Here is a 15,676-nt window from a genome sequence, read left to right as displayed (position 1 = left end):
ATGGCGAACGACGAGAAGCTCCTCGACTACCTCAAGCGGGCGACGACGGAGCTGCGCGAGGCCAACCGCAGGCTGCGGGACGCCGAGGAGCGGGCCGCCGAGCCGATCGCGATCATCGGGATCGGCTGCCGCTACCCCGGCGGGGTGCGCGCGCCCGAGGACCTGTGGCGGCTCGTGGAGTCCGGGACCGACGCGCTGAGCGGCTTCCCGGCCGACCGGGGCTGGGACCTCGCCGGGCTCACCGCCGCCCGCACGGGCGCGGGCGGGTTCCTGTCCGACCCCGGCGGGTTCGACCCGGGCTTCTTCGGCATCTCCCCGCGCGAGGCGCTGGCCATGGACCCCCAGCAGCGGCTGCTGCTGGAGATCTCCTGGGAAGCGGTGGAACGCGCGGGCATCGACGCCCGCGCGCTCAGGGGCAGCCGGACCGGCGTGTTCGCCGGGTGGATGTACAGCGACTACGCGGCCAGCCTCGACGCGGCGCCGGAGGTGTTCGAGGGGTTCGTCAGCACCAGCAACGCCGGCAGCGTGCTGTCCGGCCGCGTCGCCTACACCCTCGGGCTCGAAGGCCCCGCGATCACCATTGACACCGCCTGCTCGTCCTCGCTGGTGGCCCTGCACCTGGCGGGCAAGGCGCTGCGCGACGGCGAGTGCGGCCTCGCGCTCGCGGGCGGGGTCACGGTGATGGCGAGCCCGCTGATGTTCTCCGGCTTCGAGTTCGACGACGGCATGGCCCCGGACGGGCGGTGCAAGTCCTTCGCCGCCGCCGCCGACGGCACCGGCTGGGGCGAGGGCGCCGGGGTCCTGCTGCTGGAGCGGCTGTCCGACGCGGTCGCCAACCGGCACCCGGTGCTCGCGCTGGTCCGCGGCTCCGCGGTCAACTCCGACGGCGCCTCCAGCGGCCTGACCGCACCCAACGGCCCGTCGCAGCAGCGGGCGATCGAGCAGGCGCTGGAGCGCGCCCGGCTGACACCGTCCGATGTGGACGCGGTCGAGGCACACGGCACCGGCACCCGGCTCGGCGACCCCATCGAGGCCCAGGCCCTGCTGGCCACCTACGGCAGGCACCGCGCGGGCGAGCCGCTGTGGCTGGGCTCGGTCAAGTCGAACATCGGTCACACGCAGGCCGCCGCGGGCGTGGCCGGGGTCATCAAGATGGTGGGCGCGATGCGCGGTGGCGTGCTGCCGCGCACCCTGCACGTCGACGCGCCGACCCCCGTCGTGGACTGGACTTCCGGCGCGGTGTCGCTGCTGACCGAGGCCCGGCCGTGGCCCGAGACGGGCCGCCCGCGCCGCGCGGCGGTGTCGGCGTTCGGCGTGAGCGGCACCAACGCGCACGTGATCGTCGAGCAGGCGCCGGAACCCGCGGCCGCGGAACGCGCGCCCGCGCCACCCGCCGTCCTCCCGTGGCTGGTCTCCGGCAAGACCGCCGCCGGACTGCGCGGACAGGCCCGGCGGCTGCTGTCGGAGCTGGGCGGCGAGTCGGACCTGGACATCGCCCACTCCCTGGCCACCACCAGAACTCCACTCGGCCACCGGGCCGTGGTGCTGGCCCACGACCGGGCGGGCGTCACCGCCGGGCTCACCGCGCTCGCGGCGGGGGAGGAGTCCGGCGGCGTCATCACCGGCACGGCCGACGGCGGGGCGGTGGCGTTCCTGTTCACCGGCCAAGGCGCGCAGCGCGCGGGCATGGGATCGGGCCTCCACCGGTCGTTCCCGGTGTTCGCCGCCGCCTTCGACGAGGTGCGCGCCCGGCTCGGCGGCGTGCCGCTCGACGACGCCGCCGCGCTCCACCAGACCCAGCACGCCCAGGCGGGCCTGTTCGCGCTGGAAGTGGCGCTGTTCCGGCTGCTGGAGTCGTGGGGCGTCACCCCGGACTTCCTGCTCGGCCACTCGATCGGCGAACTGGCCGCCGCCCACGTGGCCGGGGTGCTGTCGCTGGAGGACGCCTGCGCGCTCGTCGCGGCCAGGGGCAGCCTGATGGGGGCGCTGCCCGCGGGTGGGGCCATGCTGGCCGTGGAGGCCGCCGAGGCCGAGATCCCCAGCGGTGTCGACATCGCCGCGGTCAACGGCCCGACTTCGCTGGTGGTCTCCGGCACCGAGGCCGAGATCAGGGCGCTGGAGTCCCGCTGGCGCGCGGAGGGCCGCCGGGTCAAGCGGCTCACCGTCTCGCACGCCTTCCACTCCCGGCTGATGGACCCGATGCTCGCCGATTTCGCCGCCGTCGCCGGGAAACTCACCTACCACCAGCCGCGGATTCCCGTTGTCGGCGGGGACGTCACCGACCCGGACCACTGGGTGCGGCAGGTCAGGGACACGGTCCGCTTCGCCGACGGGGTCCGGCGGCTGCGCGCCGAGAACGTCACCACCTGCGTCGAACTCGGGCCGGACGCGGTGCTGTCCGCCTTCGCCGACAACGCCGTCCCGATGCTGCGCGCGGGCCGGGACGAGACCGAGTCGGCGCTGCGGGCCGTGGCCGAGGTGCACGCGCGCGGTGTGGACCTCGCCTGGGACCGGGTGTTCGCCCCGTGGGGCGGCCGGACCGTCGACCTGCCCACCTACGCCTTCCAGCGCACCCGCTTCTGGCCCGCCCGCGAGACCCCGCCCGCCCACGACTGGCACTACCGCACCCAGTGGCGCCCGGTGCCCGCGGGTGCGCCGCCCCAGCTGTCTGGCACGTGGTGGATCGTGGAACCGCCGGGCACCGCCGAGCTGGCCGCGGCCTGCGCGGAAGCCATCGCCCGATACGGCGGCGCACCCGTCCGCGTCACCGACGCACCCGAGCGGCTCGCCGCCCGCGACGACCGGCCCAGCGGGGTGCTGTCCCTGCTGGCGCTGGACGAGCGCGCCCACCCCGAGCACCCGGCCATCACCACCGGCCTGGCGGACACCCTGACCCTGATCCGCACCCTCGCCGTCGACGCGAAGCTGTGGGTCGCCACCCCGGACGCGGCCGACAGCCCGACCGCCCAGGCCGTCGCCGCGCTCGGCCGGGTCGCCGCCCTGGAGCACCCCGAACGGTGGGGCGGCGTGATCGGCCTGCCCGCCGCACCCGACCCGACGGCACTGGCCGCCGTCCTGGCGGGCGGCGAGGACCAGGTCGCCCTCCGCCCGGAGGGGGTCGTCGCCCGCAGGCTCGTCCGCGCCCCGGCGGCCGAACCGCCCCGGGACTGGCGTCCACAGGGGACAGTCCTGGTCACCGGCGGCACCGGCGCGCTCGGCCGCCACACCGCCCGCTGGCTGGCCCGCCGGGGAGCCGCCCACCTCCTGCTCGCCAGCCGCGCCGGGGACCAGGCGCCCGGCGTCGCCGACCTGGTCGCCGAGATCAACGCGCTCGGCGCCAAGGCCACCGTCGCCGCCTGCGACGTCGCCGACGCCGACGCGCTGCGGGCGCTGCTCGCGGGCATCCCGGCCGAGCACCCGCTGACCGCCGTCGTGCACGCGGCCGGGGTCGGCGACCTCACCCCGCTGGCCGACACCACCACCGGGCGGCTCGCCGCCGTCCTCGCCGCCAAGGTGGGCGGAGCGCTCAACCTGGACGCCCTGTGCGGCGACGTCGAGGCGTTCGTCCTGTTCTCCTCGGCCGCCGCCACGTGGGGCGGGTCGGGGCAGGGCGCCTACGCCGCCGCCAACGCCGCCCTCGACGCGATCGCCGTCGGCCGTGCCGCGCGCGGCCTGCCCGCCACCTCGATCGCCTGGGGCGCGTGGGCGGGCGCCGGGATGGGCGACGGCGGCACCGGCGAGGCGCTGCGCCGCCGCGGCGTGCTCGCCATGGCCGCCGAACCCGCGCTCGCGGCGATGAAGCACGCCGTCGACACCGGCGAGCCGTGCGCCACGGTCGCCTGCGTCGACTGGTCGCGGTTCGCCCCCACCTTCACCCTGCACCGGCCCAGCCCGCTGCTGGCCGACCTCCCGGAAGCCCGCGCCGCCGAGCCCGAACCCGCCGCGGGTGGCGAGACGCTGCGCACCGATCTGGCCGCCCTCCCGGACTACGAACGCCGCGACCGGGTGCTCGCGGTGGTCAGGACCCAGGTGGCGGTCGTGCTCGGGCACGCGGGCGCGGGCGAGGTCGAGCCGGGCAGGCCGTTCCGCGACCTCGGGTTCGACTCGCTGTCCGCGGTGCGGCTGCGGGACCGCCTCCGCGCGGCCACCGGCCTCCCGCTGCCCGCGACGGCGGTGTTCGACCACCCCACGCCCGCACTGCTCGCCGAGCACCTGCTCACCCTGCTGAGCCCGGACGGCGCGGGCGAGCCCGACCCGGACGAGGACATCCGCCGGGCGCTGGCGGGCATCCCGCTGTCCCGGCTGCGCGAGGCGGGCGTGCTCGACCTGCTGCTGCGCCTGGCGGGCGGCGACGAGCCCGCCACGACGGCCGTCGGCGCCGACCCGCTGGACGCGATGGACGGCGAGAGCCTGCTGCGGCTGGTCACCGCCGGGGAGAGGGACCTGTCATGAGCCCCACGCTCGAGCAGTACGTCGAGGCGCTGCGCACCTCGCTCAAGGAGACCGAGCGGCTGCGCGCCCTCAACCGCGACCTCGTCGACGCGGCCGCCGAGCCGGTCGCGATCGTCGGGATGGCCTGCAGGCTGCCCGGCGCGGTGGCCTCGCCCGAGGACCTCTGGACCCTCCTCGACACCGGGGCCGACGCGATCGGCGCGGCCCCGACCGACCGCGGCTGGCCCGCCGACCTCGCCGCCGTCGGCGGGTTCCTGCCCGACGCGGGCCAGTTCGACGCCGCCCTGTTCGGCATCTCCCCGCGCGAGGCGCTGGCCATGGACCCCCAGCAGCGGCTGCTGCTGGAAACGGCGTGGGAGACCGTCGAGCGCGCGGGCATCGACCCGCTGTCGCTGCGCGGGAGCCGCACCGGGGTGTTCGTCGGCTCCTCCACCTCCGGCTACGGCGCGGCCACGCCCGCCACCGAGGAGATCGAGGGCTACCTCGGCACCGGGGCCGCGCCGAGCGTGCTCACCGGCCGCGTCGCCTACGCCCTCGGGCTGGAGGGCCCGGCGATCACCGTCGACACCGCGTGCTCCTCCGCGCTGGTCGCCCTGCACTTGGCCGCGCAGGCGCTGCGCCGCGGCGAGTGCGCGATGGCGCTGGCCGGTGGGATCACCGTGATGGCCAGCCCCGGCGCGTTCGCCGAGTTCGGCAGGCAGGGCGGGCTCGCCGCCGACGGGCGGTGCAAGTCCTTCGCCGCCGCCGCCGACGGCACCGGCTGGGCCGAGGGCGTGGCGCTGCTGCTCGTCGAACGGCTCTCCGACGCCCAGCGCAACGGGCACACCGTGCTGGCCGTCCTGCGCGGGTCCGCGGTCAACTCCGACGGGGCCTCCAACGGCCTCACCGCGCCCAACGGCCCGGCCCAGCAGCGGGTGATCGCCGACGCGCTGGCAGGCGCCCGGCTCACGCCGTCGGAGGTCGACGCCGTCGAGGCGCACGGCACCGGCACCACCCTGGGCGACCCGATCGAGGCCGCCGCGCTGCTGGCCGCCTACGGCCAGGACCGGCGGCACCCGCTGTGGCTGGGCTCGGTGAAGTCCAACATCGGCCACACCCAGTCCGCGGCGGGCGCGGCGGGCGTGATCAAGATGGTGCTGGCCATCCGGCACGGGCGGCTGCCGCGCACCCTGCACGTCGACCAGCCCTCACCGCACGTGGACTGGGCCTCGGGCGCGGTGTCGCTGCTGACCGACCCCCAGCCGTGGCCCGACACCGGGAACCCGCGCCGCGCCGGGGTCTCGGCGTTCGGGGTCAGCGGCACCAACGCGCACGTGATCATCGAGCAGGCACCCGCTGCCGAGCCCGCCGAGCCCGCCATCACCGAGCCCGCCCAGTCTCCCGCTGCCGAGTCCGCCGAGCCTTCCCCCGCCGGACCCGCCCGGCCTCCCGTCACTGGGCCCGCCGAGCCCTCCGCTGCCGAGTTCGCCGGGCATCCCGTGCCGTCGGCACGTATTCCCTGGGTGCTGTCCGGCAAGACCGAGCAGGCCCTGCGTGCCCAGGCCGACCGGCTGCGCGCCGCCACCGACCCGGCGGCCGACCTGGCCGACCCGGCCGACGTCGCGTTCTCGCTGGCCACCACCAGGGCCGCGCTGGAGCACCGCGCCGTGGTCCCGGCGGGTGACCGCGACGCCCTCCGCGCGCTGGCCCTCGGCGAGCACCACCCCGCGGTGGTCACCGGGACCGCCGCGTCCGGCGGGGTCGCGGTCCTGTTCACCGGTCAGGGATCGCAGCGCGCGGGCATGGGCCGGGAGCTGGCCGCGGCGTTCCCGGTGTTCGCCGCGGCGCTGGAGGAGGTGTGCGCGCGGCTCGGCGACGTGCCGTTCGACGACGCGCGCCTGCTCGAGCAGACCCGCCACACCCAGGCCGCCCTGTTCGCCTTCGAGGTCGCGCTGTACCGGCTCCTGGAGTCGTGGGGCGTACGCCCGCGCTACCTCATCGGCCATTCGATCGGGGAGCTGGCCGCCGCGCACGTGGCCGGGGTCCTGACCCTGGACGACGCCTGCGCGCTCGTGGCGGCCCGGGGCAGGCTCATGCAGGAGCTGCCCAGCGGCGGGGCCATGCTCGCGGCCCAGGCCACCGAGGCCGAGGTGCCCGCCGGAATCGACATCGCCGCCGTCAACAGCCCGACCTCGCTGGTGGTCTCCGGGCCCGAGACCGAGATCGCGGCGCTGGAGCGGGCCTGGCGCGACGAGGGCCGCAGGGTCAAGCGGCTGGCGGTCTCCCACGCGTTCCATTCCCGGCTCATGGACCCGATGCTGGCCGAGTTCGCCGCCGTCGCCGAGTCGCTGACCTACCACCAGCCGCGGGTCAGGATCGTGGGCGGGGACGTGACCGACCCGGCGTACTGGGTCCGGCAGGTCCGCGACACCGTGCGGTTCGCCGACGCGGTTGCCCGGCTGCGGGACGCCGAGGTCGGCGCCTGGGTGGAGATCGGGCCCGACGCGGTGCTGTCCGCGTTCGTCGACGGCGCCGTGGCGCTGCAGCGGGCGGGGCGCGGCGAGGTCGAGTCCTGGTGGCACGGGCTCGACCGGCTGCACGTCGCCGGGGCGGGCGTCGACTGGTCCGTCGCGGGCGGCACGCGCGTCGACCTGCCCACCTACGCCTTCCAGCGCGAGCACTACTGGCTGCTGCCCGCCGCGCCCACCGCCCAGACCGCTCCCGAGGACGCCTGGCGGTATCGCGTCGGCTGGAAACCCCTCGGCGACACCGGGGCCGCCGCGCTGTCGGGCACCTGGCTGCTGGTCAGCCCACCCGATCTCGACCCCGAGCCCTACGCCGACGTGCTCGCCGCGCACGGCGCGACCGTGCGCCGGACGACATCCCTCGGCCCGCCCGCCGAACCGGTCGACGGCGTGCTGTCCCTGCTCGCCCTGAACGAGACCACCGCGCTGACCGACACCGTCGCGCTCATCCAGGCGCTGGACGGGACCACGGCGCCCCTGTGGGTGGCCACCAGCGGCGCCGTCAGCGGCGAGCGGCCCAGCCCGACCGGGGCCGCGGTCTGGGCGCTGGGCCGGGTCGCCGCCCTGGAACTGCCGGACCGCTGGGGCGGTCTGGTCGACCTGCCCGCCGACCTCGACGCCCGCGCGGGCGACCGGCTCGCCAGGGTGCTGGCCGGGACCGCGGGGGAGGACCAGGTCGCGATCCGGCCGAGCGGGACGTTCGGCCGCAGGCTCCAGCCCGCGCCCGCCTCCCGGGCGGGGCGACCCTGGCGGCCGAGCGGCACGGTGCTGGTCACCGGCGGCACCGGCGCGCTCGGCGGCCACGCCGCCCGCTGGCTGGCCGACCGCGGTGCCACCCGGCTCGTGCTCACCAGCAGGCGCGGCCCCGACGCGCCGGGCGCCGCGCGCCTGGCCGCCGAGCTGACCGCGCTCGGCGCCGAGGTCACCGTGGCCGCCTGCGACGTGGCCGACCGGGAGGCACTGGCCGCGCTGCTGGCCGCGCACCCGGTGGACGCGGTCGTGCACGCCGCGGGCTGGGCGGAGTTCACCGCGCTGCCCGAGATCACCCCCGAGCACCTCGACGCCGTCTTCGCCGCCAAGGTCGCGGGAGCGGCGCACCTCGACGAACTGCTGCCCGACGCCGAGGCGTTCATCGTGTTCTCCTCGGTCGCGGGCGTGTGGGGCAGCGGGGGACAGGCCGCCTACGCCGCGGCCAACGCCGCCGTCGACGCGATCGTCCAGCGGCGCAGGGTTCGCGGCGCGGCGGGCACGTCCGTGGCCTGGGGGCCGTGGGCGGGCGGGGGCATGGTGGCCGCGGGCGCCACCGCCGAGTACCTGCGCGGCCGCGGGCTCGTCCCGATGGACCCCGCCCGCGCGATCGGCGCGCTGGCCACGGCCGTCGACGGCGGCGACGGCTGCGTCGCGGTGTCCGATGTGGACTGGCCGCGGTTCGCCGGCACCTTCACCGTGTCCCGGCCCAGCCCGCTGCTCGCCGACCTGCCCGCGCTGCGCGGGCGGCGGCCCGCGGCGAACGCGCCTTCCGCTCTCGCCACCCGGTTGCGCGGCCTGCCCGCCGCCGACCGGGACCGGATCGTCCTGGACCTCGTGCGGACCAGGGCGGCCGCCGTCCTCGGCCACTCCGGCGCGGGCGCCATCGATGCCCGCAGGCCGTTCAGGGACCTCGGGTTCGACTCGCTCACCGCGGTCGAGCTGCGCACCGCGCTCGGCGGGGCGACCGGGCTGGCACTGCCCGCGACCCTGGTCTTCGACTACCCGACCCCGGCCGCGCTCGCCGCCCACCTGCTGGCCGAGCTGACCGGTGCGGTTGTCGAGGAAACGTCAGCAGGCGGCGGGGCGGCCGACGAGCCTGTCGCGATCATCGGCATGAGCTGCCGGTACCCCGGAGGGGTGTCCTCTCCGGACGACCTGTGGCGGTTGGTAATGTCCGGTGGCGACGGGATGGGCCCCTTCCCGGCGGACCGCGGGTGGGAGCTCTCCGGTCCGGACGCGCCGCGCACGCGCGTCGGCGGGTTCGTCGACGGCGCCGCGGACTTCGATGCAGGCCTGTTCGAGATCTCCCCGCGCGAGGCGGTGACGATGGACCCCCAGCAGCGGCTGTTGCTGGAGGCGTCCTGGGAGGTGTTCGAACGAGCCCGCATCGACCCGACCTCGGTGCGCGGCAGCCGGACCGGCGTGTTCGCGGGCACCAGCGGGCAGGACTACGTGTCGCTGCTGCCCGCCGCCTCCGGGTACCTGGCCACCGGCGGCTCGGCCAGCGTCGTCTCCGGGCGGGTGTCCTACGCGCTCGGCCTGGAGGGCCCGTCGGTCTCGGTCGACACCGCGTGCTCGTCGTCGCTGGTCGCGCTGCACCTCGCGGCCCAGTCGCTGCGGCGGGGCGAGTGCGACCTCGCGCTGGCGGGCGGGGTCGTGGTGATGGCGACGCCCGCGGCGTTCGTGGAGTTCGGCAAGCAGAACGGCGTGGCCGCCGACGGGCGCTGCAAGTCCTTCGCGGCGGCGGCGGACGGCACCGGGTGGAGTGAGGGAGTGGGCTTGCTGCTGGTCGAGCGGCTGTCCGACGCGCAACGCAACGGCAGGACGATCCTGGCCGTCCTGCGGGGGTCGGCCATCAACTCCGACGGCGCCTCCAACGGGCTGACCGCGCCCAACGGCCCGGCCCAGCAGCGGGTCATCAGGGCCGCGCTGGCCGACGCCGGACTGCGGCCGTCCGATGTGGACGCCGTGGAGGCGCACGGCACCGGAACGCGCCTCGGCGACCCGATCGAGGCGCAGGCCCTGCTCAGCACCTACGGGCAGGACCGGGACGAGCCGCTGTGGCTGGGGTCGGTCAAGTCCAACATCGGGCACGGCCAGGCGGCGGCGGGTGTGGCTGGCGTGATCAAGATGGTGCAGGCGATGCGGCACGGCCACCTGCCGCCGACGCTGAACGTGGACGCGCCGACGCCCGAGGTCGACTGGACCGCGGGCGCGGTCTCGCTGCTCACCGAGGGCAGGCCGTGGCCGCGCGCCGGACGCCCGCGCCGCGCCGGGATCTCCTCCTTCGGCATGAGCGGCACCAACGCCCACGCGATCATCGAGGAAGCGCCCGCGCCGGAGCCGGTCACCCCACCCGACACCGACGGCCCCGCCGTGGTGCCGTGGGTGGTGTCCTCGCGGACCGCCGAGGGCGCCATGGCCCAGGCCGAGCGGGTGCGCTCCACTGTGGCCGGGAAGCGCCCGGTGGACGTCGGGCTGTCGCTGGCCACGACCCGGGCCGCGCTGGCCCACCGGGCCGTGCTGCTCACCGACACCACGCTCACCGGCCCCACACTCAACGGCCCCGTGCTCAACGACCCTGTGCTCACTGGCCCCACACTCAACGGCGCTGCAACCGAGGGCACCGCGCTCAACGATTCTGCGCTCACCGGCCCCGCCCTCAACGGCCTCGTGCTCACCGACCCCATGCTCAACGGCACTGTGCTCACCGGCACTGCGACCGAGGGCCGGACCGCGTTCCTGTTCACCGGCCAGGGCGCCCAGCGGGTTGGGATGGGCCGGGAGCTGCGCGCGGCGTTCCCGGTGTTCGCGGCCGCCCTGGACGAGGTGTGCGCGCGGTTCGACCGCGTTCCCCTGGACGACGCGGAGTCGTTGAACCGGACGGAGGGCGCCCAGGCGGCGCTGTTCGCCCTGGAGGTGGCGTTGTTCCGGCTGGTCGAGTCCTGGGGGGTGCGACCGGACTTCCTGCTGGGGCACTCGATCGGCGAGCTGGCCGCGGCCCACGTCGCGGGTGTGCTCTCGTTGGACGACGCCTGTGCCCTGGTCGCCGCGCGGGGCAGGCTGATGCAGGCCCTGCCGCCAGGGGGCGTGATGCTGGCGGTGGAGGCCACCGAAGCCGAGGTGCCGCAGGGCATCGACATCGCCGCGGTCAACAGCGCCACCTCGCTGGTGGTGTCCGGCGCCGAAGAGGAGATCGGCGCGGTGGAGGCGGTGTGGCGGGCTGAGGGTCGGCGGGTGAAGCGGCTTGTTGTGTCGCACGCGTTCCACTCGCGGCTGATGGAGCCGATGTTGGCGGAGTTCGCCGCCGTCGCCGAGTCGTTGACCTATGACGAGCCGCGTATCCCGATGTTCGGTGCGGTGACCGATCCGGGTTACTGGGTGCGGCAGGTGCGCGACACGGTCCGGTTCGCCGACGGCGTCACGCGGCTGCGCGAGGACGGCGTCACGACGTTCCTCGAACTGGGACCCGACCCGGTGCTCTGCGCGCACGTCGAGGAGGCCACCCCCACGCTGCGCAACGGCCGCGACGAGGTCTCGACGCTGCTCACCGCCGTCGCCACGGCGTGGACGCGCGGCACCCCGGTCGACTGGGCCGCGCTGTTCGCCACCTGGGACGCCCGGACCGTCGACCTGCCGACCTACGCGTTCCAGCGGGAGCGGTACTGGCTGGGCGGCCAGGCCCCCCTGCTCGACACCGAGGTGCCGCTCGCCTCCGGCGGGGTCGTCCTGTCCGGCAGGCTCTCCACCGCCGCCGCGCCCTGGCTCGCCGACCACCGGGTCTTCGGCCGCGTGGTCGTGCCCGGCACCGCGCTGCTGGAGATGGCGCTGCGGGCTGGCGCCCGGGTCAGCCGCCCCTCGGTCGACGAGCTGACCCTGCACACCCCGCTGGTGCTGCCCGAGGACGGCGCCGTCCAGGTGCAGGTCGTCGTGACCGCCGACCACGCCGTGGAAATCCACGCCCGGCCCGACGACGACACCGCCGAGTGGACCAGGCACGCCAGCGGGACCGTCGCCGAGACACCCGTCGCCGAGCCGTTCGACCTGACCGCCTGGCCGCCCCCCGGCGCCCGGCCCGTCGACCTGACCGGCCTCCACGACGGCCTCGCCGCGGTCGGCCTCGACTACGGCCCGGCGTTCCGCGGCCTGCGGGCGGTGTGGCGCGACGGCGCCGAGGTGGTCGCCGAGGTGGCCATGCCCGACCAGGACCGGGCCAGGACCGACCCGGGCGCGTTCGGCCTGCACCCGGCGCTGCTCGACGCGGCCCTGCACGCCGTCGGCGCGGGCGAGCTGATCGAGGGCGGCGCCGCGCGCCTGCCGTTCACCTGGTCCGGCGTCTCCCTGTACGCCACGGGCGCCTCGATGCTGCGCGTGCGGCTGTCCCGCACCGGCCCGGAGACCCTGCGCGTCAGGCTCCACGACGCCGCGGGCGCGGCCGTCGCCCTGATCGACTCCCTCACCGTGCGCAAGCCCGCCGCCGCCCCGGCCCGGCCCGTTGACGACGCCCTGTTCGCCGTCGAGTGGGCCCCGATCACGCTGCCCGCGGCGGCGGAGGACCCAGCGGCGGAGAACCTGGCCGTGGCGTGGCTGCCCACGGGTTCGGTGCACGAGGTAATACACCACGCCTTGGCACTGGTGCACGACCGCCTCGGCGACGACACCGCCAGCGCACCGCTCGTCGTGCTCTCCCGGGGCGCCGTCGCCGCCTGCCCCGGCGACACCGTCACCGACCTCGGCGCGGCGGGCGCGTGGGGGCTCATCCGGTCCGCGCAGACCGAGCACCCCGACCGCTTCGTGCTGGTCGACGCCGACGGGGACACGCCGCCGGACCTCCTCGCCGCCATCGCCGCCTCGGGTGAGCCGCAGGCGGCCGTGCGCGGCGGCGAGGTCGTCGTGCCCCGGCTGGTCCGCGCCGCCGCCCTGCCCGCGCTGATCGTGCCCGACGCGCCCACCTGGCACCTGGCCACGCCCGCGGGCGGCACGCTGGACGCCCTCGACCTGCTGCCGAGCACGCCGGAACCGCTGACGGCCAACCAGGTGCGCGTCCAGGTCCGCGCGGCGGGCATCAACTTCCGGGACGTCCTCATCGCCCTCGGCGCCTACCCGGAGGCCGCGGCGATGGGCACCGAGGCGGCGGGCGTCGTGCTGGAGGTCGGCGACGGCGTCACCGACCTGCGCCCCGGCGACCGGGTCTTCGGCCTGGTGTCCGGCGCGTTCGGGCCGGTCGCCGTGACCGACCGGCGGTTCGTGGCCCCGATACCCCCGGAATGGTCCTTTGTGGACGCGGCGTCGGTGCCGATGGCTTTCCTGACCGCCTACTACGCGCTGGTGGACTTGGCCGGGTTGCGGTCGGGGGAGTCGGTGCTGGTCCACGCCGCCGCGGGCGGGGTGGGGATGGCCGCGGTGCAGGTGGCCCGCCACCTCGGCACCGAGGTCTTCGGCACCGCAGGCCCCGCCAAGTGGGCGGCCACCGGGCTCGACGCCGAGCACGTCGCCTCGTCCCGCGACACCGCGTTCGCCGAGAAGTTCCCGCCTGTCGACGTCGTCCTGAACTCCCTGGCCGGGGAGTTCATCGACGCCTCCCTGCGCCTGCTCGCCGAGGGCGGTCGGTTCATCGAGATGGGCAAGGCCGACCTGCGCGACCCCGCGGGCACGGCCTACCGCTCGTTCGACCTGAGCGAGGCGGGACCCGAGCGCACCGGTGAGATGCTCGCCGAGCTGGTCGCCCTGTTCGACGCGGGCGCGCTGACCCTGCCGCCGGTGCGGGCCTGGGACATCCGCGAGGCCGAGGCCGCGTTCCGGCACATCGGCCAGGGCAGGCACACCGGCAAGAACGTCTTCACCATCCCGCGCCCGCTCGACCCGGGCGGCACCGTCCTGATCACCGGCGGAACGGGCGCGCTCGGCCGCGCGCTGGCCGAGCACCTGGTCACCCGGCACGGGGTCCGCCACCTGGTCCTGGCCAGCCGGGGCGGGACCGGCGCCCCCGACCTCGACGCGGACGTGCGGGTCGTGGCCTGCGACGTCGCCGACCGCGCCGCGCTCGCCGCGCTGCTCGCCGACATCCCCGCCGAGCACCCGCTCACCGGGGTGGTGCACGCCGCCGGGGTGCTCGACGACGGGACGGTCGAATCGCTCACCCCGGACCGCGTCGACACCGTGCTGGCGCCCAAGGCCGACGCCGCGCTGGCCCTGCACGAGCTCACCGCGGACGCCGACCTGGCCCTGTTCGCCCTGTACTCCTCGGCGTCGGCGCTGTTCGGCACCCCCGGGCAGGCCAACTACGCCGCCGCCAACGCCGTCCTCGACGGGCTCGCCCACCAGCGCCGCGGTGCCGGCCTGCCCGCGACCGCCCTGGCGTGGGGGATGTGGGAGGGCGGCATGACCGGCGCCCTGTCCGAGCACGACAGGGCGCGCGGCGGCACCGCGATCACCACCGCGCAGGGCACGGCGCTGTTCGACGCGGCCACCGCCCTGTCCCCGGCCCACCTCGTGCCCGCCAACCTTGACCTCGCCGGGCTCCGCGCCGCGGGGGCACCGGTCCCGCCGCTGCTGCGCGCCTTGGTGCGCCCGGCGACCCGGGCCGCGGCCAACCCGGCCAAGACCGCGGGCCTGGCCGACCAGCTGGCCCGCCTGCCCCGCCCGGAGCAGGTCCGCGTGGTGGTCGACGTGGTCCGGGCCAACGCCGCACTCGTGCTCGGCCACGCCGCACCCGAGGCGATCGGGGCCGACCGCCCGTTCACCGAACTCGGGATCGACTCGCTCACCGCGGTCGAGCTGCGCAACCGGCTGGCCGCGGTGGCGGGCGTCCGGCTGCCCGCCACGCTCGTGTTCGACCACCCCACCCCGGACGCGCTGGCCGTGTTCCTGTTGTCCGAGGTCGTCCCCGCCGGGCCGTCACCCGCCGCGGTCGCCCTGGACGACCTGGAGCGCGTGGCCGCCCTGCTGCCCGACCTGGACGGCCAGGACCTGGCCAAGGTCCGGGCCAGGATGGAGGCGCTGCTGGCCAAGTGGACCGGGTCGACACCGGCCGACGACGACCGTGCCGATGACGACGACCTCGCCCACGCCACGGAGGACACCATCTTCGACCTGATCGACAGCGAACTCGCCGACGACCTCGCCCCGCACCACTGACCGCCCGCCCCGGACCCTGACCCGACGACGCAGTTCCCCACCGAAGGAGTTCCCGCGTGAACGCGACCGGCCACCCACCCGCACTGGCGATAGCCGGACTGCACAAGACCTTCGGCGACCACGTCGCGGTCAGGCACGCCGAGCTCACCGTCGCTCCCGGCTCCTTCTACGGGCTCGTCGGCCCCAACGGGGCGGGCAAGACCACCATGCTGTCGATGGCCACCGGTCTGCTGCGGCCCGACGAGGGCCGGTCGCTGGTCTTCGGCGTCGACCTGTGGCAGGAGCCCGAGAAGGCCAAGCAGATGCTCGGCGTGCTGCCCGACGGCCTCGCCATGCCCGAGCAGCTCACCGGCCGCGAACTGCTCACCTACCTCGGGCGCCTGCGCGGCCTCGACCACGCCACCGTCACCGAGCGCGCCGCGGAGCTGCTGGAGGTGATGGAACTCGACGGCGACACCGAGCGCACCCTGATCATCGACTACTCCACCGGAATGCGGAAGAAGGTCGGCCTGGCGTGCGCGCTGCTGCACGCGCCCCGGCTGCTCGTGCTCGACGAGCCGTTCGAGGCCATCGACCCGGTGTCGGCGGCCAAGCTCAAGGCCATCCTGCGCGGGTTCGTCGCGGGCGGCGGCTCCGTCGTGCTGTCCAGCCACGTGATGGCCCTGGTCGAACAGCTCTGCGACACCGTGGCGATCATGGCGAAGGGGACCGTCCTCGCCGAGGGGCCGGTCGACGGCGTCCGCGTCGGCCGGACCCTGGAGGAGGCGTTCGTCGAACTCGTCGGCGCCGACACCGCCGAGGCGAAGGGCCTGTCGTGGTTGGCGTCCTGATCG

At 76.2% G+C, this 15,676-nt stretch carries 3 protein-coding genes; all 3 read left to right on the top strand.

Annotation, left to right across the window (positions count from 1 at the left end):
- The 3 genes from ACTG9Q_RS12380 to ACTG9Q_RS12370 are packed head-to-tail and all read left to right on the top strand — an operon-like array spanning nt 1 to nt 15,673.
- Nucleotides 1-4,452, top strand: a complete 4,452-nt coding sequence (locus tag ACTG9Q_RS12380) for an SDR family NAD(P)-dependent oxidoreductase (RefSeq protein ID WP_455572860.1) — start codon at nt 1-3, stop codon at nt 4,450-4,452.
- Between the two features lie 29 nt (nt 4,453-4,481).
- Entirely contained in the window at nt 4,482-14,843 is a 10,362-nt protein-coding gene (locus ACTG9Q_RS12375; RefSeq protein ID WP_455573081.1) for an SDR family NAD(P)-dependent oxidoreductase, read from the top strand.
- Nucleotides 14,844-14,899: 56 nt separating this feature from the next.
- A complete protein-coding gene (locus tag ACTG9Q_RS12370) occupies nt 14,900-15,673 on the top strand; it encodes an ABC transporter ATP-binding protein (protein WP_455572859.1) in 774 nt (257 codons plus the stop codon).
- The last annotated feature ends 3 nt before the right edge of the window (nt 15,674-15,676 follow it).

The organism is Actinokineospora lacus, from assembly GCF_053813445.1.
The sequence above is the reverse complement of the archived record's forward strand: the minus strand, read 5'-3'. Positions and strand labels throughout refer to the sequence as shown.